The following is a 23,346-nucleotide window of genomic DNA, read 5'->3' as shown; positions in this document are numbered from 1 at the left end:
GCGATGGCGCGGTGTCGCGAGCCCAGTCGCGGACGAATCGGGGCAATGTCCCACGAGCCGGTCCGGCTCGGTGAAATTCCAGGTCGGAACGGTGATGTCGGGTCCGCGACAGGGCCGGCTTCCGGTACCGTTCCCCGCGTTCCGGGGTCGGGTGAATTCCGCCCCGCTCCGGTGAACATTGATCATCGAATGTGAATCCACGTGCCGAATCGGAGAGAATCGTTGCGTTACCACTTGCGTCACCGTGTCCGCGTCGCGGGCGCGCTGCTGGCCACCGCACTGGCCGGGGCCGGCCTGCTCGGCACCGCCGGAGTCGCGTCGTCCGAGGAGACGCCGGAGTCCGCGGTCACCCTGCTCGACCAGGCCTTCGAGACGCTCGACGTCCTGCCGCGCATCGTCGGCGGTGACCCGGCCGCCGAGGGCGACTACCCGTGGATGGTCCGTCTCGACATCGGCGGCGGTCTGTGCGGCGGCGCCCTGTACGCGCCGGACCTGGTGCTGACGGCGGCGCACTGCGTCTCGCCCGGCACCGGTCCGAACACCGACATCACCGCGCAGATCGGCTCGGTCGACCTCGCCAGCGAGAACATCATCGAGGTCGGCGGCGAGTACGTCTGGTCGGCCAACGCCGAGGGCATCGGCGGCGGGTACCCCGACTGGGCGCTGATCCAGCTGGAGGAGCCGGTCGAGGACGTCCCGACGCTCGACCTGGCCACCAGCGACGAGTACGACGAGGGCACGTTCACCGTGGCCGGCTGGGGCGCCGACAGCGAGGGCGGCGACCAGCAGCAGTTCCTGCTCGAGGCCGAGGTGCCGTTCGTGTCGGACGACGAGTGCCTGGCCGCCTACCCGGACGACGAGGGCTGGGGCTTCTCCGCGGACGTCGAGCTGTGCGCCGGCTACGCCGAGGGCGGCATCGACAGCTGCCAGGGCGACTCCGGCGGCCCGCTGTTCCGTGAGGACGAGAACGGCGAGGAGGTGCAGGTCGGCATCGTCAGCTGGGGCAACGGCTGCGCCCGGCCGAACTACCCGGGCGTCTACACGCAGGTGAGCGCCGTCGCCGCGGCGATCGCCGAGACAGCCGACGTCCGCACCGAGCCGGTCGTGGAGACCACCGCGGCCGAGACGACCATCGACACCCCGGTGACGATCGAGCTGGCCGGCAGCGACCCCGAGGGCGACGAGCTGGAGTTCAAGGTCTACGCGCCCGAGTTCGGCGAGCTGACCTTCGAGGACGACCCGAGCACGCTCACCTACACCCCGGCGGCGGGCTTCGAGGGCGAGGACACGTTCTACGTCATCGCCAACGATGGCAAGATCGACTCCGCCGCGGCCGTCGTGACGGTGACCGTCGAGGGCGAGGCGCCGACGCCCACCCCGTCGCCCACCGCGACGCCCACCGAGGAGCCGACCCAGGAGCCGACGGCGGAGCCCACGCAGGAGCCGACCGAGCAGCCGACGTCCACCCCGAGCGAGGACCCGGGTGACGGCGAGGAGCTGCCTGACACCGGCGCCGGTGCCGGCACCGGCGCCGCGCTGGCGCTGCTGCTGGCCGGCGGCGCGGTCGTGGCGTTCGTCGCCCGGCAGCGGCTGGCGGCGCGGAGCTGACGCCCCGCCCAGCGCTTTCCTGATCGACGGCGGCGCCGCCCTTCGCGGGCGGCGCCGCCGTCGTCGTCTGCTGGCATGCATAGTGGAGAGGCAGCCGCGTCGTCTTAGGGGTGTCAGGCACCCGCTGAGGGAGAGACGACTGCGCGAGAGGTGAGTGTGGACCCAACGGCGGAACGCGAGTTCACGGAGTTCGTGGCGGCGCGATCGATGGCGCTGCTGCGGGCCGCCGTGGTGCTCACCGGCGACCGGCACCGGGCCGAGGACCTCGTGCAGGGTGCGTTGGCCAAACTGGCCGGGCACTGGCGGAAGGTCGACGAGCCGGAGGCGTACGTCCGCCGCATCATCTACCACGACCATGCCCGCTGGTGGCGGCGCCGGTCCGCCCGGGCCGAGGTGCTCGGCCCGGTGGTGCCGGAGCGGCCGGAAGCGGACCGCGCCCCCGACGCCGTCCGGCGCCTGGACCTGCGTTCCGCGCTGCGGCTGCTCGGGCCGCGGCAGCGGGCGGTGCTGGTGCTCCGGTACCTGGAGGACCTGCCCGAGGCCGAGGTCGCGCAGATCCTGGGCTGCTCGGTCGGGACGGTGCGCAGTCAGGCGCACCGGGCGCTGGCCCGGTTGCGCTCCCTCGTGCCGGAGCTCGACGAACGGACCGACGACGTGGAGGAGTTGCACCGATGAGCATCGAGACGACCCTGCGAGCCGCCCTCGAGGACATCGCCGACGACGCCCTGCCGGTGCGCGGCCTGGCCGCCGTCGCGGTGCGCCGGGCCCGCCGGCGCCGCACCGCCGCCCGCAGCGCGGTGGCCGCCGGCGCGCTGGCCGCCGTCGCCGTGCCCGTCGGCGTCCTCGGGCTCGGCCGCGACGGCGACGACTCGCCCGGCATCGCGGTCGCCGGGGCCGGCGTCACGCCGGCGCCCGGGTGGCGCGAGCTGACCGGCGACGAGGTGGCAGCCGCCGTCGACGCCTGCTATCCCGGCCCGGCGCATCCGGCCTTCGCCGCCGACTGGGATTCGGTACGCGGGATCCAGCTCACCGAGCCGGCGTCGCCCACCTGGGTGGTCTCCGAGTCCGGTGGCGAGCGCTGGGTCGAGTGCACACTCCCGGCCGGCGGAGACGGTGTCCCGCTGTTGCGGGCCCCCGGGGCGGATCGGGAAGGGGCGTGGTTGGTGGCCGACGACGGCCTGGGTGCCGGCCGCTATGCCGATCCGGTCACGCGGGTGACCGTTCAGTACGGGGACCGGCCGGAGCAGGAGGCGGTGGTGTGGGACGGGCTCTGGTTCGATCCGCTGGACCACGCCCGGCTGCGCGGCGAGCACGGTTCCTGCGACGGGCCCTTGCCGTATGTCGTGCGTGGATACGACGAGGCTGGCCGAGCCGTGACCGGGGCGACGTTCCACGTCGGGGAGGAGGGCTTCGGCGTCGGGGCCGGGCCGACGCCCGCCGCCACGTGTCTGCCGTGATCCGGTCCGAACGGGTCCGGCGGCTCTGAGATCGGTCCGAGAACCGTGTGAGAGCATGATCCGCATGGCCTCCCGAGTGCGTCGCGCCGGTCATCGCGACCGGGGGCGTCGCCGGGCGCCGGAATCTCCTCCGCGCCGGCGCCGGGGCCGCCGTCTCACCGGTCTGGCCGTCTCGTTGGTCGCGCTGGGCTTCGCCGGTTGGGTGCTGATGCCCGACGGCGAGCCCATGGCGGGCAACGCGGCCACTCCGCCGCCGGAGCCGCACGCACCCAAGACCTTCGTGGTCCTCGCGGCCGCCCGCCCGGCGCCGTCGACCACGCCGTCGCCGCCCGCGCCGGAGGTCCCGGCCACGCCGCAGGTCCCGGCCACCGGGCCCGGCACGTTCGTCGTCACGCCCGGCCAGAGCGGCCGGGCCGGCACCGTGGGCACGCTGCTCACCTACACCGTCGAGGTCGAGACGGGGCTGCCGTTCGACCCGATCGAGGTGGCCGCCGTGGTCGACACCACGCTGGCCGACCCACGCAGCTGGATCGCCGACGGCCACTTCTCGTTCCAGCGGGTGCCGGCGGGTGGCGACCTGCGGATCCTGGTCGCCAGCCCGGGCACCACCGACCAGCTGTGCGCTCCGTTGCGCACGCGCGGCGAGGTGTCCTGCCGCAACGGCGACAACGTCGTGCTGAACGGGCTGCGCTGGGCGGCCGCCGTCCCGCACTACGACGGCGACGTCGCCGGCTACCGCCAGTACGTCGTCAACCACGAGGTCGGCCACGCCCTGGGCGAGGGCCACGTCGAGTGCCCGGGCCCCGGCCAGGTCGCGCCGGTCATGCTGCAGCAGACCTACGGTCTGGACGGCTGCGTGGCCAACAGCTGGCCGTTCCCCTGAGCACCGGTCAGAGCGACGTGCCGGTGCCGATGGGGCAGGACACGCCCGTGCCGGCGAGCCCGCAGTAGCCGTTCGGGTTCTTCGCGTCGCTCAGGTACTGCTGGTGGTAGTCCTCGGCGTAGTAGAACGTGTCCAGCGGCTCGATCTCGGTGGTGATGTCGCCGTGGCCGGCCGCCCGCAGCTTGGCCGCATACGCGTCGCGTGAGGCGAGCGCGGTCTGCAGCTGCTCCGGCGACGTCGTGTGGACGGTCGAGCGGTACTGCGACCCGATGTCGTTGCCCTGCCGCATGCCCTGGGTGGGGTCGTGCTCCTCCCAGAACGCCTTGAGCAGTCCCTCGAAGCTGATGACGGCGGGGTCGAAGACGACCCGCACCACCTCGGCGTGACCGGTGCGGCCGGTGCACACCTCCTCGTAGGACGGGTTCGGCGTGTACCCGCCGGCGTAACCCACCGCCGTGCTCCACACGCCCGGCAGCCGCCAGAAGATCCGCTCCGCGCCCCAGAAACAGCCCATGCCGAAGACGGCCTCCTGGTAGCCGGTCGGCGGCTCGGCCTCGATCGGTGTGCCGAGGACGGTGTGCGTGCCGGACAGCCCGAACGGGCGGGCGTCGCGGCCGGGAAGCGCCTCCTCGGGACCGACCTTCCTCGTCTTGACCAAGCGATCGAACAGCGACATTCGCACAACACCTCCGTTCAGTCGAACAACCGGGAGGGCCGCGGCGTTCCCGGTTGCTCGTCAGGCGACGGCGTCGACGGGGTCCGGGGCGGCCCCGCCGCCGTCCGTCACCGCCCGGAAGGCCTGCTCCAGCGCCTCGACGGCGGAGCCGAGCACGTCGGCGGGATGGGTGTACGGCAGCCGCAGCCACCGCTCGAACGCGCCGTCGACACCGAAGCGCGGGCCGGCCGCGAGCCGGACACCGTGCCGCTCCGCCGCCACCACGAGCCGGCTCGACACCGGTGTGCCGAGGTCGCACCACAGCACCAGCCCGCCGGACGGCACCCGCGCCCGCCACGACGGCAGCCGCTCGGCCAGCGTCGTCACCAGAGCGTCGCGGCGAGCGCGCAGCTCCGCCCGCCGTGCCGGCAGGGCCGCGTCGAGCCCGCCGAGCAGCTCCGCCACCGCCAGCTGCTCGACCACCGGCGAGGCCATGTCGACGCAGGCGCGGACGGCGGCCAGCCGGCGGATCATCGGGGTGCCGGCCCGGGCCCAGCCGATCCGCAATCCGCCCCACAGCGTCTTGCTCGCGCTGCCGACCGTCACCGTCAGGTCGTCGGGCAGATAGGTCGCCAGCGGCGGCGGCACCGGCTGGTCCAGCGCCAGATCGACCAGCGTCTCGTCGACGACCGTGAGCGTGCGACTGCGGGTCAGGACGGCGCCCAGCTCACGCCGCTCGGCGTCGGTGGCCAGCAGCCCGGTGGGGTTGTGGAAGTCGGGCATCAGGTAGGCCAGGCGGGGCGCGGTCTGGCGCACGGCGGCCGCGACGGCGCCGAGGTCCCAGCCGTCGGCGGCCAGCGGGACGGGTACGGCCGTGGCTCCGTGCCGGCCGATCGCGTCCAGCGCGTTCGGGTACGTCGGCTGTTCGACCAGCACGCGGTCGCCCGACCCCGTGACCAGCTGCAGTGCCAGAGTGAACGCGTGCTGGGCGCCGGACGTGACGAGCACCTGCTCGGGCAGCGTGGGCAGGCCGCGCGCCGTCAGCCGGTCCGCGACGGCCGCGCGCAGCTCCGGCAGCCCGAACAGGTGGTAGCCCGAGCCCGGCAGGTGTCGTGGTAGCTGCTCGAGCGCGGCGTCGTAGGCCCGGCGCACCTCGGCGGGGGCCTCGGGGGCGGCGTGCGCGAGGTCGAGCAGGTCCGAGCCGTCGGCCGCCCACGGCGTCCACCACGGTGCGGCCCCGCTCGTGCCGCCGCGCGGGTCGACGACGCGCGACGGCGGCAGCGCGGTCCGGGTGCCCGAGCCCTGCCGGCTGACGGCGTAGCCGCCGCCGCGCAGCTCGTCGTAGGCCGCGGTGACCGTCGTCCGGCTGACGCCGAGTGCCGCCGCCAGCTCCCGTTCTCCGGGCAGCCGGGTCTCCAACGGCAGCCGGCCGTCGAGGACGAGCCGCCGGATCGCCTCCGCGACGCGGGCGTAGGCCGGTCCACCGGCCTCGGACCGGTCGCCGATCAACGCCGCCAGTTGGGGTCCTGTGACCGTGCGCACCAGTCCACTCTGTCACGATTGGCTATGGAAGGACAGGCCACTTGTCGGTGATTATGTCCACGTGATGACCCGCCGCCTGTCCCAGCTCTTCGCCGGCCTGCTCCTCTACGGCTTCAGCATGGCCCTGCTCGTCGAGGCCGGGCTGGGCCTCGACCCGTGGGACGTGCTGCACCAGGGCATCGCCGAGCGCACCGGCCTCACCATCGGCACCGTCGTCATCGCGGTCGGCGTCGTGGTGCTGCTGTTCTGGATCCCGCTGCGACAGAAGCCCGGCATCGGCACCATCGCCAACGCGCTGCTGATCGGGCTGGCCGCCGACGCGTCGATCTGGTTGCTGCCGGCGCCGGAGCCGCTGGCGGTTCGGATCGTGTTCATGGTCTCCGGCGTCCTGCTGAACGCCGTCGCCACCGCGGCCTACATCGGCGCCCGGCTCGGCCCCGGCCCGCGCGACGGCCTGATGACCGGGCTGGTCGGGCGGACCGGCCGCTCGGTGCGACTGGTCCGGACCTCGATCGAGGTGGTCGTACTGGCCACCGGCTGGCTGCTCGGCGGCACCGTCGGCGTCGGGACCGTGGTCTATGCGCTGTCGATCGGCCCGCTGGTGCATCTGCTGCTGCCGAAGTTGCAGGTCCGTGAGCCGGTTCGCGTCGCCGTGGCGACCTCGGCGACGTAGAGTCGCATCTCGTGCACGGATTCGAGACGCGAGCCATCCACGCGGGCCAGGACCCCGACCCCCGGACCGGTGCGGTCATCACGCCCATCTACGCCACCAGCACCTACGCCCAGGACGGCGTCGGCGGTCTGCGCGAGGGGTACGAGTACAGCCGCACCGCCAACCCGACGCGCACCGCGCTCGAGGAGTGCATCGCCGCGCTCGAGGGCGGCGTCCGGGGCCTCGCGTTCGCCAGCGGCATGGCCGCCGAGGACACCCTGCTGCGGGCCGTCCTGAAGCCCGGCGACCACATCGTCATCCCCAACGACGCCTACGGCGGCACGTTCCGTCTGGTCAGCAAGATCGCCGAGCCGTGGGGCGTCAGCTGGAGCGCGGCGCCGGTCACCGACGCCGCGGCCGTGCGCGCCGCCGTCCGTCCCGAGACCAAGGTCATCTGGGTCGAGACCCCGACCAACCCGCTGCTCAGCGTCGCCGACATCGCCGCCCTCGCGGCCGTGGCGCGCGACGCCGGCGCGCTGCTCGTCGTCGACAACACGTTCGCGACTCCGTACCTGCAGCAGCCGCTGGCGCTGGGCGCCGACGTCGTCGTCCACTCGACCACCAAGTACTGCGGCGGCCACTCCGACGTCGTCGGCGGTGTGCTGGTGGTCGCCGACTCCGCCCTCGGCGACGAACTGGCCTACCACCAGAACGCGATCGGGGCGGTCGCCGGGCCGTTCGACGCCTGGCTGGTGCTGCGCGGCCTCAAGACCCTCGCCGTGCGGATGGACCGCCACAGCGACAACGCCGAACGCGTCGTCCAGCTGCTCGAACGGCACCCGCGGGTCTCGCAGGTGCTCTACCCGGGCCTGCCCGGCCACCCCGGTCACGACGTCGCCGTCAAGCAGATGAGCCGGTTCGGCGGCATGGTCTCGTTCCGCCTCGCCGACGGCGAGCAGGCCGCCGTCGACGTCTGCAACCGGACGAAGCTGTTCACGCTGGGCGAGTCGCTGGGCGGCATCGAGTCGCTGATCGAGCACCCGGGCCGCATGACGCACGCCAGCACGGCCGGCAGCGTGCTCGAGGTGCCCGGCGACCTCGTCCGGCTGTCCGTCGGCATCGAGACCGTCGAGGACCTCCTGGCCGACCTCGGCCAGGCCCTGGGCTGACCCTTCCCCCCACTGCCCCGTACCGCTAGGTTGAGCCGACGCCGCACGGATCGGGGAGATGCATGAGCTTCAACGACCACCCGGACCAGCGGTGGGGCGACGCCCAGTGGGCACCCCCGCCGCCGGCCGGTGAGCCGTCCAGCCTGGGCGGCCTGCGCACCGCGCTGACGGTGCTGTTCGTGGTCATCTCGGTGGCCAGCGTGCTGTCCATCGGGGCGTACGCCGGGCGCATCGGCTATGTGAACGAGGTCCAGGAGTCCGGCAGCATCGACCGCGGGCGGGCCGAGGACGCCGACGCGTTCGTGGGCGGTGCCGGCCTCCTGTGGGTCCTGGTGTTCCTCGCGATCGCCGTGGTGTTCATCGTGTGGCAGTACCGGCACGCGAAGAACGCCCGCCTGCTCGGCGCTCAGGACGGCGTGCGCCGACCCGGCTGGGCGATCGGCGGCTGGTTCATCCCGCTGGCGAATCTCGTCATCCCGGCGCTCAACCTCTATGGCAACGGCCGCGCGTCCGACATCGAGGGACGCCATGGCGCGGCGCCGGCTGAGCGGCGCGGACCGGCCATCGTCGTGGTGTGGGCGGTGTGCTGGGGCCTCGCGGTCAGCCTGGACCGCGGCGCGCAGACCAGCGTCCCCGACTCCTTGAGCGCCGACTACCTCGATCGCCTGCAGAGCGCCGACGGCCTCTCGCTGGCCGCGAACTTCGGCTACATCGCCGCGGCCGTGCTGGCGATCCTCATGGTGCGGACGCTGACGCTGCGGCAGGAGGCGGCGCTCGCGACCCGGCCGGCGCTGGGCGCACAGCAGCCGTACGCCGCCTGGCCGGCCGCCCCGCCCGCAGCGCCGTACGGCCAGCCGGGGTACGGCCAGCCGGCCGGTGCCGGGTACGGCCAGCCGGTCTACGGGCAGCCGTCGTACGAGCCGCCGGCCGGGTCGCCGTACGGCCAGCCGCCGGCGGCACCGTACGCCCAGCCGCAGCCGCAGCCGCAGCCCGGCCAGAACTCGCCGCCGTCGCCGTTCGCCGCCCGGACCGACCCGCCGCCGGACCCCGACGGCCCGCCGAGCGCGCCCGCACCGCCGCCGGTGCCGCCGTCCTGACCCGGCCGACCCCATGATCATGTCCCCTCGCGGCGCCTCAGCGACCGCCAGGGAACATGATCATGGGGCGCGGGGGAGCGGCCCGCAGCTTCAGGACGCGGCCGACTCACGCAGCGCCGGGAGCACCTCGGCGCCGATGCGCCGGATGGTGTCGGCGGGGTCGGCGCTGGCCACCTGGATCGCCACGTAGTCGGCCCCGACGTCCTGCACCAGGGGCCGGTAGGCCTCGGTGAGCTCGTCGAGGTCGCGGACGATCGTGTACTTGCTGAGGATCTCCTGCCGGTCCATGGCGTCGGCACGCTCGCGCAGCACCATGGGGTCGGCCACCTCGAGGCGGCCGGGAGCCCGCAGGCCGCGCATCGAGACGAGCGCCTCCCAGGCCTCGTCGTCGCTGCCGGCCAGGACGACCCAGCGGGTCGCCATGACCGTGGTGCCCGCGCCTCGGGCCTGCGCGGCCTCGCGGTACGGCGTGATGATGTTGGCGACGGTCTCGGCGGGGTCCTTGACGCTGGTGATGAGGCCCTCGCAGGTCTCACCGGCGAACGTCGCGGACTTCGGGCCGCCGGCCGCCATCCAGACCGGCGCCCGCCCGATCGGCGGGCTGTACAGCTTCGCCGTGCGGGCCTGGTAGTACTCGCCGTCGATGTCGAGCTTCTCGCCTGCGAGCAGGCCGTGCATGATGGTCAGCGCCTCGCGCATGCGGGCGATCCGTTCGGCGTAGCCGGGGAACGTGTACCCCAGTGGCGCCTCGTTGATGGCCTCGCCGGTGCCGACACCCAGGATGAACCGGCCGTTGGAGAGACGGTCGACGGTGGCGGCGGCCTGCGCGATCAGCGCCGGGTGGTAGCGGAACAGCGGGGCGGTGACGCTGGTGGCCAGCTCGACCCTGGACGTGGCCTGCGCGACGGCGCCGAACCAGGACCAGACGTAGCTGGCGGCCGAGACGTCGTCGACCCACGGGTGGAAGTGATCGGCCCCGGTGACCACGTCGAATCCCACCTGTTCGGCGAGGACGGCGTGCTCCAGCAGGACCTCGGGCTGGTAGGACTCATGACTGCACAACCAGGCAAGTTTCACGGTCTCACTCTATATCTTGTATCCGATTACGGCTAGGGTGCCGTAGTGGTCGTGCAGCGATCATAGGCAGCCGGGTGACAGGATCGTCGTCATGAGTACTGTCTCCATGGCGGACGTGGAAGCCGCGCGCGAGCTGCTGCGCGACGTCGTGCGACCCACTCCGCTCGAGGATTCCCGCTGGCTGGCCGGACGGGTCGGCGGCCGGGTCCATCTGAAGTGCGAGAACCTGCAGCGCGCCGGGTCGTTCAAGATCCGGGGTGCGTATGTGCGCATCGCCCGGCTGTCCGAGCAGGAGCGGGCTCGCGGGGTGGTGGCGGCCAGTGCCGGCAACCACGCCCAGGGTGTCGCTCTCGCGGCCAGCATGCTGCACACGAAGGCGACGGTGTTCATGCCCGAGGGGGCGGCCATCGTCAAGGAGAAGGCCACCCGGGCCTACGGCGCCGACGTGCGCTTCGCCGGCACCAGCATCGACGACGCCCTGCTCGCGGCGCGCGCGTTCGCCGCCGAGACCGGTGCGGTGCTCATCCACCCGTTCGACCACCCCGACATCGTCGCCGGTCAGGCGACCGTCGGCATGGAGATCCTGGAGCAGTGCCCCGACGTCCGCACCATCGTCGTCGGCACCGGCGGGGGCGGGCTGACGGCCGGCATCTCGTTGGCCGTGCACCACCTCAAGCCCGGCGTCCGGGTGGTCGGCGTGCAGGCCGAGGGAGCCGCGGCGTACCCGACGTCGCTCGAGGCGGGCAAGCCGGTCGCGCTGGAGCGCATGGCGACCATGGCCGACGGCATCGCGGTCGGCTGCCCCGGCGACGTCCCGTTCGCGATGATCCAGGAGTACGTCGACTCCGTCGTCACCGTGTCCGAGGAGTCGCTGTCGCGGGCGCTGGTGCTCCTGCTCGAGCGGGCCAAGCTGGTCGTCGAGCCGGCCGGCGGCGCCGCCGTCGCCGCGCTGCTGGACGACCCGGGCGCGTATGAGCCACCGGTCGTCGCCGTCCTGTCCGGTGGCAACATCGACCCGCTGCTGCTGCTGCGCGTCATCCGGCACGGCATGGCCGCCGCCGGCCGGTACCTCGCGCTGCGGGTGCGGGTGCCCGACTCGCCCGGCGGGCTGGCCCGGCTGCTGGCCGACCTCGCCGCTGTCGATGCCAACGTGCTCGACGTCGTGCACGAGCGCACCGCGTCGACGCTGTCGATCGACGAGGTCGAGATCGCACTGCAACTGGAGACCCGCGGGCCGGAGCACTGTGAGCGGGTGCTGGGCAAACTGCGCGAGACCGGCTATCGGGTTTCCATTTCAGAAGACTGACCTACCAATCTGTTAGTGGCGCTTGACGTTTTGATAGTTCAGGTCCCACCATGGGGGCATGAACACCCTCAGCGTGCGTGAGATCCTCGAGCAGGTGGCCGACGGGCGGCTCGATCCCACCCGGGCGGCCGTCCTGCTCGACCAGATCGAGGACGAGAAGGCGGGTGCGCCCACCGGCGCCGAGGCCGCCGAGCCCGCCCATGCCGAGACGGCTGAACCCGTCGACGCCACGGCCGGGGCCGCTGGGGACCCGGCTGGAGCGGCCACGGGTGCCGCGTCCGGCCCCAGGGTCACCGGGCCGTCCGGGCCCGCCGGCGCCGGCGGCCCGGTCACCCCGCAGCGCATCACTCGTGTCCAGGTGCGGGCCACCTCGCGGCGGGTGGTCATCGTCGGCGACCCCAGCGTCGCCACGGTGGCCGTCAACGGCCAGCACACGGTGCGGCGCGACGGCGCCATGCTCCACGTCACCGGCGAGTCCGAGCTGGTCCCGGGCGACGGCGCCTTCGTGCTGCTCGCGGGTGGCCGCTGGCGCGACTTCGCCAGCCGGTTGCAGAACCCCGGCCAGCTGCTCGACCTCCATGTCCGCGTCAACCCCGAACTCGCCGTCGGCGCCGAGGTCATCGCCGGCTCCCTGCAGGTCGACCACGTGCCGGCCCTCGACCACGTCCGGGTCACGGCCGGCTCGCTGCGGGTGCACGGTCTGGAGAGCCCGGTCGACCTGCTGGTCCAGGCCGGATCGGCACAGGTCGAGACGCGGCAGGTGGCCGGCCACTCCCGCATGCGCTGCGAGTCCGGGTCGCTCCAGCTGACCCTGCTCGACGGCTCCGACGTCCGCATCCGCTCCGACGTCCAGCTCGGCCGCTTCCGTTCGGTGCCCGAGCGCACCGGGCGCGACCGCGACCGCGACATCGTCCTCGGCACCGGCGCCGCGGAGATCGAGGCCGAGGTCGTCATGGGCGACATCAGCGTCCGCCTGCCCGAAGGGGCGCAGCGATGATCGGCGGCTTCCCCGAGCATCCGCACCAGCCGCCGTCCGACTGCCCGGTCTGTGGCGTGAAGCTGCATGTCACCCGGCTCGGCTGCGAATCGTGCGGTACCGAGCTGTCCGGCCGCTTCGCGTCCTGCCCGTACTGCTCGCTCACGGCGCAGGACCAGAAAATCCTTGGCACCTTCCTGGTGTCCAGAGGCAACATGAGGGAGCTCGCGCGCGAGTTGGGGGTCAGCTACCCGACCGCCCGGCAGCGTTTCACCGAGTTGCTCGAACGGCTGGGCCTCGAGGTGCCGGCCGAAGCCGGCGCCGGGAGTGCCGGCGCCGTCGACCGCGAAGAGGTCCTGCGCCGGCTGGCCGCCGGCGAGCTCGACCTGGACGAGGCGACCACCCTGCTCGGCTGAGCGGTTGATAATAGAAGACTTCGCTTATATAAGTAATCACTGGCACTGGTAGCCGCCGGGGACGGGTGCGCCGAAATCGGCCCGACCTTGTCGGGGGCACCTGCCACGATGCCTCCACACCAACACGAGAGGACACCACCGTGAACGCCATCACCGCCGAGGGTCTGGTCAAGACCTTCGGCTCCGGGGAGAAGGCCGTGAAGGCCGTCGGGGGCGTCGACCTCGTCGTGCCCGAGGGCACCGTGGTCGGTCTGCTCGGGCCCAACGGCGCCGGCAAGACCACCACGGTTCGCATGCTCACCACGCTGCTCGCGCCCGACTCCGGGCGGGCGGTCGTCGCTGGTCACGACGTCGTCAGGGAACCGCAGGCGGTGCGCTCGAAGATCGGCCTGTCCGGCCAGTACGCGGCGGTGGACGAAAACCTCACCGGGCGCGAGAATCTCTGGCTGTTCGGCCGCCTCTACCAGCTGTCCAGCAAGGAGGCGTCGAAGCGGGCGGCTGAGCTGCTCGAGCAGTTCAACCTCACCGACGCCGCCGACCGCACGCTCAAGACCTACTCCGGTGGCATGCGGCGCCGGCTCGACCTCGCCGGCAGCCTCATCGTGCGGCCGCAGGTGCTGTTCCTCGACGAGCCCACCACGGGCCTCGACCCCAGCAGCCGGCTCGACCTCTGGGACGTCATCCGCGAGCGGGTGGCCGAGGGCTCGACCATCCTGCTGACCACGCAGTACCTCGAAGAGGCCGACGCGCTGGCCGACGACATCGTGGTCATCGACCACGGCACCGTCATCGCCCAAGGCACGGCCGACCAGCTCAAGGCCCAGATCGGCGGCGAGCGCATCGAGGTCATCGTGCACGACCCCGAGGCGCTCGGGAAGGCCGAGCAGGTGCTCAACCTCGGCAGCGGCGGCCAGTGCGTGCGCGACGACCACACCCGCAAGCTGACGGTCCCGACCCACACCGGGTCCAAGGGGCTCATCCAGGTGATCCGCGACCTCGACGAGGCCGGGGTCGCCATCGACGACATCGCGCTGCGCAGGCCCACGCTCGACGACGTGTTCGTCAAGCTCACCGGCCGGCACGCGGAAGAAGAACAGCAGGTCGAGACGGCCCAGGGGAGGGCATCGTGACCACGGAGGTCGCACCCATCGACACCGCGCCCAGCCGCGTCGGATTCAACCAGGCGTTCACCGACGCCATGACCATCACGTGGCGCAACATCCGGGCGGGCTGGCGAGTCCCGGACAACCAGATCTACATGTTCATTCAGCCGATCATGTTCGTGCTGCTGTTCGCGTACGTGTTCGGCGGCGCCATCAACGTGCCGGGCGTCGACTACGTCGACTTCCTGATGGCCGGCATCTTCGTGCAGACCATGGCGTTCGCCTGTGCGCCGGCCAGTGTCGGCCTCGCCGACGACATGCAGAAGGGCCTGATCGACCGGTTCCGTTCGCTGCCCATGGCGCGGTCCGCGGTCATCGCGGGGCGGGTCATCGCCGACCTGGTGAACCAGCTCATCGTGCTGGTCATCATGATCGTCTGCGGGTTCATCGTCGGGTGGACGTTCCACAACGGGTTCGGCCAGTTCCTGGCGGCGGTCGGACTACTCATGCTGTTCGCGTTCGCCATGCTCTGGGTCGGCGCGCTCATCGGCCTGTCGGTCGGCAGCCCTCAGGTCGCGGCGTCGGCCGGGCTCATCTGGCTGTTCCCGGTCGTCTTCATGTCCAACGTGTTCGTCGACCCGTCGTCCATGCCGTCGGTGGTCCAGGCGATCGCCGAATGGAACCCGGTCAGCGCCATCGCGTCCGGCGCGCGCGAGCTGTTCGGCAACCAGAGCCTGGTGGCGTCCGATGCCTGGCCGATGCAGCACCCGGTGGCGGCAGCGCTGCTCTGGTGCCTGCTGATCATCGCGGTCTTCGCGCCGCTGGCCGTGCGCAAGTACAAGAAGGCGTCCAGCAAGTAGGGCCACGCCGCACACGACGACGCCGCCCGCCCGGTCGAGGTGACCGGACGGGCGGCGTCGGTGCGTCGGGGACGGCTGGTCAGGCGCCGTACGGCTTGGCGCTCACGATCTCGACCGTGATGGTGCTGCCGCTGGGCGCCTGGTAGGACGCCTTGTCGCCGACCTTCTTGCCGCTGATGGCGGCGCCGAGCGGCGACTTCAGGGAGTAGACGTCGATGTCGACGGAGTCGTCGAGGGAGGCCAGCTCGCGCGAGCCCAGCAGGAACCGCTCGGCGTCGTCGTCGCCCTGGAACTTGACCTCGACGATCATGCCGGGCTCGACCACGCCGTCGTCCGGCGGCTCGCCCACCTGCGCGCGCTGAAGCAGCTGCTGCAGCTGGTGGATGCGGGCCTCCTGCTTGCCCTGCTCGTCCTTGGCCGCGTGGTACCCGCCGTTCTCGGACAGGTCGCCCTCGGAGCGCGCCTCTTCGATCTGCCGCGCGATCTCGAGCCGGGCCGGCCCCATCAGGTGCTCGAGCTCCTGCTTGAGGCGGTCGTAGGCCTCCTGGGTGAGCCAAGCAACGTTGTCGCTGGTAGCGGTCACGGCAACTGCTCCTCGGGTGTCTATCGGTCGCGCCGCACGCCGTGTGGGTGTGCTTCGCCGCCGGGCGGTTCGGCCCGGTCCAAGTGCTGACGGGGAAAGAACAAGAATACAAGCAATGTGGCAAGCCGACGATTGTCGCAGGTCAGGTGTGTCGGCTCGCGCAGAGGTCGCGGCCCTGGAGTGGCGCTATTCAGACGCCGGGCGGCAGCCGCGCAGCTCGGGGACGATGCCGTCGCCCTCGAGCGGGATGTCGGCGGGGACGACGAGGTGCTCCTCGGGGCCGGCCGGGACCTCGAGGTCCAACTGGCCGACGATGATGCGCCGCAGGTCGACGGCGACGAGGTCGCAGGTCAGCGCGAGGTCGGCGTCGCGGCGGATCTCGACCCGGGCGGTCAGGACGCCGTCGCGTGGCTCGTCCCACGAGAGCAGCTCGGCATCGACGGTGGGACCGCTGGCCGAGCGGACGATCAGCCATCCGACGATGGCGGTGACCAGCAGGACCCCGGTGACGACGCCGACGAGGACGCCGCGGCTGCTGCGCGCACCGGGCCCGCCGGACCTGGGCGTCCGGCCGTACCGTTGCGCCAGCAGGTCGCCTTGCGCGGTCTCGTGGTCGCTCATGCGGGATGTCCCCAGGGGCTGCGGGCGTTGTTGTCGGTGGCGTGCGGCACCATTATCCCGGAGGCGGCGCTCGCGGGAACCCCCGCCCCACCTGGGCGGTGCCGCCTCGGGCAGCGGAGGCGATCCGGCCGGTGGGCGCCGTCACGCACAAGTTTCCGTACGACCGATGGGGTATCCGGTGTCCGAGCAGCTGCGGCTGATGCACGTCCACGCTCATCCCGACGACGAGTCCAGCAAAGGTGCGGCATCGACGGCGCGGTACGTCGCCGAGGGGGTCGAGGTCCTCGTGGTCACCTGCACCGGCGGCGAGCGCGGCTCCATCCTCAACCCGAAGATGGACCGCCCCGAGGTGCTGGCCAACATCTCCGAGATCCGCCGCAAGGAGATGGACGCCGCCCGCGAGATCCTCGGCATCGAGCAGGAGTGGCTCGGCTTCGTCGACTCCGGGCTGCCCGAGGGCGACCCTCTGCCGCCGCTGCCCGAGGGCTGCTTCGGCCTCATGCCGGTCGAGAAGGCGGCGGAGCCGCTGGTCGAGGTCATCCGCCGGTTCCGCCCGCACGTCGTCACCACCTACGACGAGAACGGCGGCTACCCGCACCCCGACCACATCATGTGTCACAAGATCACCGTCGCGGCGTTCGAGGCGGCCGCCGATCCCACGCGCTACGTCGGCAGCGGCGAGCCGTGGCAGCCGCTGAAGCTCTACTACCACCACTCCTTCAGCCGCATGCGCCTGCAGGCGCTCAACGACGCCATGGAGCAGCGCGGCCTCACCTCGCCGTACACCGAGTGGCTGGAGAAGTGGGAGGGCGACGAGAACTGGGACGCCCGCGTCACCACCCGGGTCGAGTGCGCCGAGTACTTCCCGGTGCGCGACCGCGCGCTGCTGGCGCACGCCACCCAGATCGATCCCGACGGTTCCTGGTTCGCCATCCCGCTCGAGGTGTCGCGGCAGGCCTGGCCCACCGAGGACTACGAACTCGTGACGTCGCACGTGCCCACCACGACGCCCGAGGACGACCTCTTCGCGGGACTGCGGTGAACACGACATCCGCCCACGGTGCGACAATGAGCGTGGGGGATGACACGAGGAGAGACAGGTTCTGATGGGCATCCTGCAGGCGGTGGCGTTCACCGCGGCGGAGGCGGAGGCTGAGGACTCCGGCATCGGCCCCGGCCTGTACGGCTTCCTGGTGCTGATCTTCCTGGTCGTCGCGCTGTTCCTGCTCTACCGCAGCCTGCGCAAGCAGATCCGCAGGGTCGACTTCGACGCCGAGGGCGCCAGCGACGCCGAGCGCATGCGCGAGCACCAGGAGCCGCCGGACCGATGAGCGCCGGTCCGTCCGGGGCGGCGGCCGTCGAGACGCTGGTCGCGCTCCGTCACGCCCGCGACTTCGTCGACAGGCACTACGCGGAGCCGCTGGAGCTGGCCGACATCGCGGCCGCCGCCGGCTACTCCCGCTACCACCTGGTCCGCGCGTTCAAGGCGGCCTACGGCGAGACGCCGGGCCGCTACCTGCAGCGCCGCCGCGTGGAGCGTGCGCAGGAACTGCTGCGCGTCGCCGACCTCAACGTCACCGAGATCTGCCATCTGGTCGGCTTCACCAGCCTCGGCTCGTTCAGCCGGCTGTTCTCCGAGCTGGTCGGGGTGTCGCCGTCGCGGTTCCAGCGCGACGCGCTCGCCTCCGGGCCGCGGCTGATCCCCGGCTGCTACGTCCTCATGTGGGGGCGTCCGTCGCCGACGGGGGCGCCGAACACCGCAATCGCGGAGAAGCCCGCCGCCGCCCGTCCCACCTAACGTCGAAGCACCGACGGACGGAAAGGGAACCGGATCATGATCACCAAGCTGGGCGTCGCGACCGCGTACGTGAGCGACTACGACCAGGCGCTGGACTTCTTCATCGGCAAGCTCGGCTTCGAGTTGCGCACCGACGTCACCATGGAGAACGGCTTCCGCTGGCTGACGGTGGGCCCGCCGGCGAGCCCGGAGTTCCAGCTGAACCTCACGGTGCCGGGCCCGCCGGCGCACGACGAGCACACCGCGGCCCTGCTGCGCGAGCTGATGGCGAAGGGCGCGCTGGGCGCGGGGGCCTGGAACACCGACGACTGCCGTGCGACGTACGCGGAGTACGTGGCCCGGGGCGTCGAGTTCATCCAGGAGCCGGCCGAGCGCCCCTACGGCGTCGAGGCGGTGTTCCGCGACGATTTCGGGAACTGGTACAGCCTCAACGAGCTCAACGACAAGGCCCTGGACCAGCAGGCGATGACCGAGGCGTTCGAGCCCGGCCCGAAGTGAACCCTCAGCTCAGAACCCCTTGACGCACCTTTTCCAGGCTGTTAGGCCTGGACGGGACTCGCGCCGGAGGACCAGCCTCACGGGGGGCGCGGGCCGAGAAATCGGGGGGTTTCTCATGGTGCATCTGACGCGTGCACGCACAGCAGCAGCAGTTCTGGCCACGGGAGTCCTGGCCGTCTCGGGGGTGTTCACCGCGCCGGCGGCCGTCGCGAAGGGGTCGTCCACCCCGAAGCCGGTCGCACAGTTCGACGGACCGCGGGGGGTCGACGTCGACCGGGACGGACGCATCCTGGTCGGAGCGTCCGACGGCACGATCAGCCAGGTGACCGACCGCGGCCGGCACCCGAAGGTGCGTGTGATCGGCTCCGTGCCGAACACCGGGTTCGCCCCCGCCGTGGCGGCCGGCCGGTCCGGCAGGGTGTACGCCCTGACCGGCGCCGGCGAGCCGGGTACGGGCGCCGCGACGCTCTACCTGCTGCGGCACGGCAAGCCCGCCAAGCCGATCGCGGACATCGCCGCCTACCAGCAGCGCGACCCCGACCCGTACGACCTCGAGGACAACCCGACCGACTCCAACCCGTTCGGCGTCGCCGCGCTCAGGGACGGCAGCGTCCTGGTCGCCGACGCGGCCGGGAACGACCTGCTCCGCGTCTACCCGAACGGCCACATCGTCACGGTCGCGCGGCTGAAGCCCCGCACCGTCGCGGTTCCTCCGGGGCTGCCGTCCGAGGCCGAGGGCATGCAGATCCCACCGGCCGGCACCAGGATTCCGTCCGAGGCCGTAGCGACCTCGGTGACCGTCGGGTCCGACGGCTACTGGTACGTCGGCGAGCTGCGCGGCTTCCCGGCCACGCCCGGCAAGTCGCAGATCTGGCGGATCAAGCCCGGCACCCGGAACGCGGTGTGCGACCCGGAGCGCCCGAACAGGGGTGACTGCCGGCGCTTCGCCGACGGTCTCACCTCGATCGTCGACCTCGGTGCGGGCAGCCACCGCAGCATCTATGCCGTGGAGCTGGTGAAGCAGAGTTGGCTGCAGTGGGAGCTCGGCCTGGTCGACCCGCCCGTGGGCGGGCTGTTCCGCGTCCGGCCGGGCGGCGAGCGCACCGAGCTGGCGGCCGGACAACTGATCCTGCCCGGTGGCGTGGCCGTCGGTTCGCATCGAACGATCTATGTGACCGGACCTGTTTTCGGGCCGGGTGCGCTCTCGCGGATCGGTTGAATCCATACCGGCTCCTAATGCACTGCATTGCGTGATGGAACCGTGAATTCTCGTCACGCCTTCCGTCACATCGGCGGGCGCTCGAGTTCGCGTTGACAGCCTCGCATTGCTGGGTGCATGCTCTGCGTTGGCCGAGTCCACACGCCTGATAGGTGGCCTCGGCGGGTCGACTTCCATAGCGCGGAGATACCTTTCCAAAGCCGGGGGGCACTCGCCCTTCGGCGTCGGCCGCACGATATTCTCGTGTCGGTTCGGCGCCGAAGGGCGATTGACCTTTTTCCAGTTGTTTCCCCGGCATTCAGCGCCGGGCATTGTCTTGTTGGGGGGACGGACGACTGTGTCCGGAATGCGGCGCCCGTTCGTACGGGCCGGGGTGGGTCTGCTTCTGATCGTCGGCTCGATGACGACGGCCGGCGTGGGCGCGTGGGCGAACGAGAGCGGCAACGAGCTCGTCGGCGGGTTCGAGATCGACGGCAACGTCTACGAGGGCTTCGGCAACGCCACGACGGCCACCGGCCCGGCCGGCGACCCGGTCGACTGGGGGAGTGCTGATATCTTCCCGGCGCAGGTCGACGTCATCCACGATCCGCTGGGCGGCACCGACGAGACCGTCTTCGACCGTGGCAGCAAGGAGAACGACCTCTCGACGTGGAACGACGACGGGTCCGCCGCCGCGCCGGGCAAGGGCGACATCGGCGACGCATACCTCTACGACCGCGTCCACGAGGGTGACGAGTTCCTGTACGTCGGGTGGGAGCGCGGCTCCGACAACGGCACGGTGCGCTGGTACGTCGAGCTGAACCAGCTGCCCGACACCGTCAACGGCGAAGACACCGTGGTGCCCGGCCGCAGCGTCGGCGACCTGCGGCTGAGCCTGTTCAACCTGGGCAGCCGACCACTGGAGCTCGAGGCGGTGCAGCGGTGGAACGGCAGCGCCTGGGTGGCCACCGGTGACGTCGACGACTTCGCCCTCGCGGTCAACGACTCCGCGATCACCACTCCCAGCGCGGAGTCGCCGCTGGGCCGGGAGCAGTTCGTCGAGATCGCGTTCGACCTCACCGCGCTGCTCGGCGACACCGGCGTCTGCGAGTTCGCCGGCTTCTCGTCGCTGTGGATCCGCAGCGCACCCGGCGCCAGCCCGAACGCCGAGCTGAAGGACTACGTCACCGGCTCGGTCGGCACCTCGCCCGAGTGCGGCCCGCTGACCATCCAGAAGCACGACGCCGACGGGCGGCCGCTGGGCGGCGCGACGTTCACCGTCGAGCCGAACCCGATCCCCGGCAACGCCGACCCGGGCAGCTTGACGATCACCGACAACGACGAGAACGACGCCGACCCCGCCGACGGCGTCATCGTCATCGACCCGGCCCTGCCCGGCGACTACACGATCACCGAGGACACACCGCCGCCCGGCTACCTCCAGGACGGGGAGCCGCAGGACGTCACGCTGGGCGAGTTCGGCACGGCGACGGTCACGTTCGTCAACGACCTCGGCTCGCTGGCCTGGCACAAGGTCGACGCGGAGTCGGGCGACCCGGTCTGCTGCGCGACGTTCACCGTCGTGGGCACCGGCGGAGCGGCCGAGGGCGTGTCGCGCACCGTCGTCGACAACGGCGACGGCGACGCCGACCCCGCCGAGGGCGCGATCCTGGTCGAGGATCTCCCGACCGGCACCTACACCGTCACCGAGACGGTTCCGCCGGCCGGCTACGACCTGCCCGCCGACGCCGTCCGCGAGGGCATCGTCATCGACGCCGCCACCCCCGATGCCGTCATCGAGGACGCGTTCGAGGACCCGCGGCTGCTCTCCGAACTGACCGTGCTCAAGCTCGACGCCGACACCCAGGAGCCGCTGGCCGGTGCCACGTTCGAGCTGTACCTGGATGATCCCACCGACGGCGTGCAGGACGCGCCCGGCGGCGACACCCTGGTCGGCGACTGCACCACCGGCGACGACGGGACGTGCACGATCGGCGACCTCGCCTGGGGCACCTACTACTGGTACGAGGCGGCCGCCCCTGCCGGGTACGAGCTGCCGGCCGACCGGTTCAGCGGCATGACCACGATCGACCGCGACAACGCCGGCGCCGAGCTGCCGGTGTCGACGCTGGCCGACCGGCAGCTCCGCTCGGCCATCGAGATCGTCAAGACCGACGCGAGCACCGGCGACGAGCTGGCCGGCGCCACGTTCGTGGTCCGGCTCGACGACGGCGACGGCGAGTTCGACGCCGGCGACGACGCGGTCGTCGACCCGCCGGGGGAGGTCGTCACCGACGCCACCGGCACGGTCACCGTCGACGGCCTGCCGTTCGGTGACTACTGGGTCGAGGAGACCGCCGCGCCGACCGGCTACGAGCTGTCCGACCCGGCGGTCCAGGGCCCGGTGACGATCGGCCCGGACAACGCCGGCGAGACGGTCACCCTCACCTTCGAGGACCGGCAGGTGCTGACCGACCTGTCGGTGCTCAAGCTGGACGGCGGGTCCGACGACGCCGAGCCGCTGGCCGGGGCCACCTTCGAGCTGTACCTCGACGACGACACGCTCGTCGGCGAGTGCACCACCGGCGACGACGGCCTCTGCACGGTCGCCGGCCTGGGCTTCGGCACGTACTACTGGCTCGAGACCGTCGCGCCGACCGGGTACGACCTGCCGGACGACCCGTACAGCGCGCCGGTCACCGTCACCGCCGAGAACGCCGGCACCGAGCTGGAGCCGCTGACGTTCTACAACCCGCGCAAGCCGGGCAGCCTCTCGGTGCTCAAGGTCGACGACACCGACGACGCGCCGCTGGCCGGGGCCGAGTTCGAGCTGCGCGCCGGTGCCGCCGACGGCGACGTCGCCGGCACCTGCAGCACCGGCGACGACGGCACCTGCACCGTCGGCGACCTCGACTTCGGCAGCTACGTCTGGGTCGAGATCGCGGCGCCGCAGGGCTACGACCTGCCAGGCGACACCGTCAGCGACGCGATCGTCGTCGACGAGTCCACCGTGGGCGACGAGCCGGCGGCGTTCGTGTTCCGCGACCCGCGGCTGCTGTCCGAGCTGACCGTCGTGAAGGTCGACGCGTACGACGGGACGACGCTGGCCGGGGCCGAGTTCGAGCTGCGCGCCGACGACGCCGACGGCGACGTCGCCGGCACCTGCACCACCGGCGACGACGGCACCTGCACCGTCGGCGACCTCGACTTCGGCAGCTACGTCTGGGTCGAGACCGCGGCGCCGCAGGGCTACGACCTGCCAGGCGACACCGTCAGCGCCCCCGTGGTCATCGACGCCTCGAACGCCGGCGGCGAGCTCACCCAGGTGGTCGTGCACGACCCGAGGCAGCTGTCCGAGCTGACCGTGCACAAGGTCGCCGAGGACACCGGCGACTCCCTGCCCGGCGCCGTGTTCGACCTCGTGCTCGCCGACGGCGACATCGTGGTCGGCACCTGCACCACGGGCGACGACGGCCTGTGCACCGTCGGCGACCTCGACTTCGGCGATTACTACTGGGTCGAGATCACCGCGCCGGAGGGGTACCTGCTGCCGGACGACGTGACCAGCGAGACCGTGACGATCACGGCCGGGAACGCCGGCACGGACATCGCCGCGATGACGATCGTCGACCCGCCGGCCGGCGAGCCGGGGACGCCGACGCCGACCCCCACGCCGACGCCGTCCTCGCCGGAGCCGAGCGGCACACCGTCGCCGTCGCCCACCCCGGGTGGCCCGGATCTGCCCGACACCGGTCTCGGTGAGCCGCTGCGCCTGGTCGCACTGGTCGCCGCCGCGGTGCTCACCGTCGGTGCCGCCCTGCGCTGGCGGTCGCGCCGCAGCGCCTGA

Annotated in this window: 23 protein-coding genes and 1 pseudogene; 19 read left to right on the top strand and 5 right to left on the bottom strand. The window is 72.1% G+C overall.

Annotation, left to right across the window (positions count from 1 at the left end; translation table 11 throughout):
* Nucleotides 1–294 precede the first annotated feature (294 nt).
* The 5 genes and pseudogenes from DZA62_RS37590 to DZA62_RS16040 form a co-directional block, all read left to right on the top strand.
* Nucleotides 295–1,083 (top strand): annotated as a pseudogene (locus DZA62_RS37590) (S1 family peptidase); the annotation flags it as partial.
* Between the two features lie 21 nt (nt 1,084–1,104).
* Nucleotides 1,105–1,608, top strand: a complete 504-nt coding sequence (locus tag DZA62_RS37585; protein ID WP_408618989.1) for an Ig-like domain-containing protein — start codon at nt 1,105–1,107, stop codon at nt 1,606–1,608.
* Nucleotides 1,609–1,764: 156 nt separating this feature from the next.
* Nucleotides 1,765–2,283 (top strand): SigE family RNA polymerase sigma factor, encoded by a 519-nt coding sequence (locus DZA62_RS16050; protein ID WP_116949926.1) that lies wholly within the window; start codon nt 1,765–1,767, stop codon nt 2,281–2,283.
* Complete coding sequence (locus DZA62_RS16045; RefSeq protein WP_116949925.1) at nt 2,280–3,065, top strand: hypothetical protein; 786 nt, start codon at nt 2,280–2,282, stop codon at nt 3,063–3,065. Before DZA62_RS16050 ends, DZA62_RS16045 begins: the two co-directional genes overlap by 4 nt.
* A 64-nt stretch (nt 3,066–3,129) precedes the next feature.
* Nucleotides 3,130–3,948: a DUF3152 domain-containing protein gene (locus DZA62_RS16040; RefSeq protein ID WP_116950122.1), complete on the top strand. Its 819-nt coding sequence runs from the start codon at nt 3,130–3,132 to the stop codon at nt 3,946–3,948.
* Nucleotides 3,949–3,955: 7 nt separating this feature from the next.
* Here DZA62_RS16040 and msrA read toward each other — a convergent pair whose 3' ends face one another.
* The gene (msrA, locus tag DZA62_RS16035) at nt 3,956–4,624 is read right to left on the bottom strand and encodes a peptide-methionine (S)-S-oxide reductase MsrA (protein WP_116949924.1); all 669 of its coding nucleotides are present in this window, start codon (nt 4,622–4,624) and stop codon (nt 3,956–3,958) included.
* Between the two features lie 60 nt (nt 4,625–4,684).
* Nucleotides 4,685–6,145, bottom strand: a complete 1,461-nt coding sequence (gene yczR / locus DZA62_RS16030; RefSeq protein WP_198663833.1) for a MocR-like transcription factor YczR — start codon at nt 6,143–6,145, stop codon at nt 4,685–4,687.
* Nucleotides 6,146–6,209: 64 nt separating this feature from the next.
* Between yczR and yczE the strand changes: the two genes are divergently transcribed.
* The 3 genes from yczE to DZA62_RS16015 all read left to right on the top strand — a co-directional run bounded on the left by yczE (nt 6,210) and on the right by DZA62_RS16015 (nt 9,063).
* Nucleotides 6,210–6,818, top strand: a complete 609-nt coding sequence (gene yczE / locus DZA62_RS16025; RefSeq protein WP_116949922.1) for a membrane protein YczE — start codon at nt 6,210–6,212, stop codon at nt 6,816–6,818.
* Nucleotides 6,819–6,829: 11 nt separating this feature from the next.
* On the top strand, nt 6,830–7,966 hold the full coding sequence (locus DZA62_RS16020; protein WP_116949921.1) for a cystathionine gamma-synthase: 1,137 nt from the start codon (nt 6,830–6,832) through the stop codon (nt 7,964–7,966).
* A 62-nt stretch (nt 7,967–8,028) separates the two neighbouring features.
* Nucleotides 8,029–9,063, top strand: a complete 1,035-nt coding sequence (locus DZA62_RS16015; protein ID WP_116949920.1) for a DUF4328 domain-containing protein — start codon at nt 8,029–8,031, stop codon at nt 9,061–9,063.
* 90 nt (nt 9,064–9,153) lie between these two features.
* Here DZA62_RS16015 and DZA62_RS16010 read toward each other — a convergent pair whose 3' ends face one another.
* Nucleotides 9,154–10,140 carry a TIGR03557 family F420-dependent LLM class oxidoreductase gene (locus tag DZA62_RS16010; protein WP_116949919.1) on the bottom strand — a complete coding sequence of 329 codons (987 nt, stop codon included), beginning with the start codon at nt 10,138–10,140 and terminating at the stop codon, nt 9,154–9,156.
* A 91-nt stretch (nt 10,141–10,231) separates the two neighbouring features.
* Between DZA62_RS16010 and ilvA the strand changes: the two genes are divergently transcribed.
* The 5 genes from ilvA (at nt 10,232) to DZA62_RS15985 (ending at nt 14,801) form a co-directional block, all read left to right on the top strand.
* Nucleotides 10,232–11,446 carry a threonine ammonia-lyase gene (gene ilvA, locus DZA62_RS16005; RefSeq protein WP_116949918.1) on the top strand — a complete coding sequence of 405 codons (1,215 nt, stop codon included), beginning with the start codon at nt 10,232–10,234 and terminating at the stop codon, nt 11,444–11,446.
* Nucleotides 11,447–11,504: 58 nt separating this feature from the next.
* Entirely contained in the window at nt 11,505–12,443 is a 939-nt protein-coding gene (locus tag DZA62_RS16000) for a hypothetical protein (RefSeq protein WP_116949917.1), read from the top strand.
* Entirely contained in the window at nt 12,440–12,838 is a 399-nt protein-coding gene (locus tag DZA62_RS15995; RefSeq protein ID WP_116949916.1) for a DUF2089 domain-containing protein, read from the top strand. Before DZA62_RS16000 ends, DZA62_RS15995 begins: the two co-directional genes overlap by 4 nt.
* A gap of 140 nt (nt 12,839–12,978) precedes the next feature.
* Nucleotides 12,979–13,968 carry an ATP-binding cassette domain-containing protein gene (locus DZA62_RS15990; protein ID WP_116949915.1) on the top strand — a complete coding sequence of 330 codons (990 nt, stop codon included), beginning with the start codon at nt 12,979–12,981 and terminating at the stop codon, nt 13,966–13,968.
* Complete coding sequence (locus DZA62_RS15985) at nt 13,965–14,801, top strand: ABC transporter permease (RefSeq protein ID WP_232827513.1); 837 nt, start codon at nt 13,965–13,967, stop codon at nt 14,799–14,801. The genes DZA62_RS15990 and DZA62_RS15985 overlap by 4 nt, the downstream gene beginning before the upstream one ends.
* Nucleotides 14,802–14,880: 79 nt before the next feature.
* On the opposite strand, the gene greA is transcribed toward DZA62_RS15985, so the two are convergent.
* Both greA and DZA62_RS15975 read right to left on the bottom strand, forming a co-directional pair.
* The gene (greA, locus tag DZA62_RS15980; protein ID WP_116949914.1) at nt 14,881–15,384 is read right to left on the bottom strand and encodes a transcription elongation factor GreA; all 504 of its coding nucleotides are present in this window, start codon (nt 15,382–15,384) and stop codon (nt 14,881–14,883) included.
* A gap of 186 nt (nt 15,385–15,570) precedes the next feature.
* Complete coding sequence (locus DZA62_RS15975) at nt 15,571–16,005, bottom strand: DUF4307 domain-containing protein (protein WP_116949913.1); 435 nt, start codon at nt 16,003–16,005, stop codon at nt 15,571–15,573.
* A gap of 166 nt (nt 16,006–16,171) precedes the next feature.
* Between DZA62_RS15975 and mca the strand changes: the two genes are divergently transcribed.
* The 6 genes from mca (at nt 16,172) to DZA62_RS15945 (ending at nt 23,346) form a co-directional block, all read left to right on the top strand.
* Nucleotides 16,172–17,047: a mycothiol conjugate amidase Mca gene (gene mca, locus DZA62_RS15970; RefSeq protein WP_116949912.1), complete on the top strand. Its 876-nt coding sequence runs from the start codon at nt 16,172–16,174 to the stop codon at nt 17,045–17,047.
* A gap of 64 nt (nt 17,048–17,111) precedes the next feature.
* Nucleotides 17,112–17,336, top strand: coding sequence for a hypothetical protein (locus tag DZA62_RS15965; protein WP_116949911.1), 225 nt, complete (start codon nt 17,112–17,114; stop codon nt 17,334–17,336).
* Nucleotides 17,333–17,803 carry a helix-turn-helix transcriptional regulator gene (locus DZA62_RS15960; RefSeq protein WP_116949910.1) on the top strand — a complete coding sequence of 157 codons (471 nt, stop codon included), beginning with the start codon at nt 17,333–17,335 and terminating at the stop codon, nt 17,801–17,803. Before DZA62_RS15965 ends, DZA62_RS15960 begins: the two co-directional genes overlap by 4 nt.
* A 36-nt stretch (nt 17,804–17,839) precedes the next feature.
* Nucleotides 17,840–18,301, top strand: a complete 462-nt coding sequence (locus DZA62_RS15955; RefSeq protein ID WP_116949909.1) for a VOC family protein — start codon at nt 17,840–17,842, stop codon at nt 18,299–18,301.
* Nucleotides 18,302–18,416: 115 nt separating this feature from the next.
* On the top strand, nt 18,417–19,520 hold the full coding sequence (locus DZA62_RS15950) for a ScyD/ScyE family protein (protein ID WP_116949908.1): 1,104 nt from the start codon (nt 18,417–18,419) through the stop codon (nt 19,518–19,520).
* A 400-nt stretch (nt 19,521–19,920) separates the two neighbouring features.
* Complete coding sequence (locus DZA62_RS15945; RefSeq protein ID WP_157987708.1) at nt 19,921–23,346, top strand: MSCRAMM family protein; 3,426 nt, start codon at nt 19,921–19,923, stop codon at nt 23,344–23,346.

This window comes from Jiangella endophytica (assembly GCF_003427025.1).
Classification (GTDB): Bacteria; Actinomycetota; Actinomycetes; order Jiangellales; family Jiangellaceae; genus Jiangella; species Jiangella endophytica.
The sequence above is the reverse complement of the archived record's forward strand: the minus strand, read 5'-3'. Positions and strand labels throughout refer to the sequence as shown.

Bases quoted from the DNA above. Each gene is read 5' to 3' on its own strand.
- ilvA (WP_116949918.1), top strand. From the start codon at position 10,232: ATGAGTACTGTCTCCATGGCGGACGTGGAAGCCGCGCGCGAGCTGCTG.
- DZA62_RS16040 (WP_116950122.1), top strand. From the start codon at position 3,130: ATGGCCTCCCGAGTGCGTCGCGCCGGTCATCGCGACCGGGGGCGTCGC.
- DZA62_RS15955 (WP_116949909.1), top strand. From the start codon at position 17,840: ATGATCACCAAGCTGGGCGTCGCGACCGCGTACGTGAGCGACTACGAC.
- DZA62_RS16015 (WP_116949920.1), top strand. From the start codon at position 8,029: ATGAGCTTCAACGACCACCCGGACCAGCGGTGGGGCGACGCCCAGTGG.
- yczE (WP_116949922.1), top strand. From the start codon at position 6,210: ATGACCCGCCGCCTGTCCCAGCTCTTCGCCGGCCTGCTCCTCTACGGC.
- DZA62_RS15965 (WP_116949911.1), top strand. From the start codon at position 17,112: ATGGGCATCCTGCAGGCGGTGGCGTTCACCGCGGCGGAGGCGGAGGCT.
- DZA62_RS15995 (WP_116949916.1), top strand. From the start codon at position 12,440: ATGATCGGCGGCTTCCCCGAGCATCCGCACCAGCCGCCGTCCGACTGC.
- mca (WP_116949912.1), top strand. From the start codon at position 16,172: ATGGGGTATCCGGTGTCCGAGCAGCTGCGGCTGATGCACGTCCACGCT.
- DZA62_RS15945 (WP_157987708.1), top strand. From the start codon at position 19,921: ATGACGACGGCCGGCGTGGGCGCGTGGGCGAACGAGAGCGGCAACGAG.
- DZA62_RS16045 (WP_116949925.1), top strand. From the start codon at position 2,280: ATGAGCATCGAGACGACCCTGCGAGCCGCCCTCGAGGACATCGCCGAC.
- DZA62_RS16000 (WP_116949917.1), top strand. From the start codon at position 11,505: ATGAACACCCTCAGCGTGCGTGAGATCCTCGAGCAGGTGGCCGACGGG.
- DZA62_RS15975 (WP_116949913.1), bottom strand. From the start codon at position 16,005: ATGAGCGACCACGAGACCGCGCAAGGCGACCTGCTGGCGCAACGGTAC.
- msrA (WP_116949924.1), bottom strand. From the start codon at position 4,624: ATGTCGCTGTTCGATCGCTTGGTCAAGACGAGGAAGGTCGGTCCCGAG.
- DZA62_RS15950 (WP_116949908.1), top strand. From the start codon at position 18,417: ATGGTGCATCTGACGCGTGCACGCACAGCAGCAGCAGTTCTGGCCACG.
- DZA62_RS15960 (WP_116949910.1), top strand. From the start codon at position 17,333: ATGAGCGCCGGTCCGTCCGGGGCGGCGGCCGTCGAGACGCTGGTCGCG.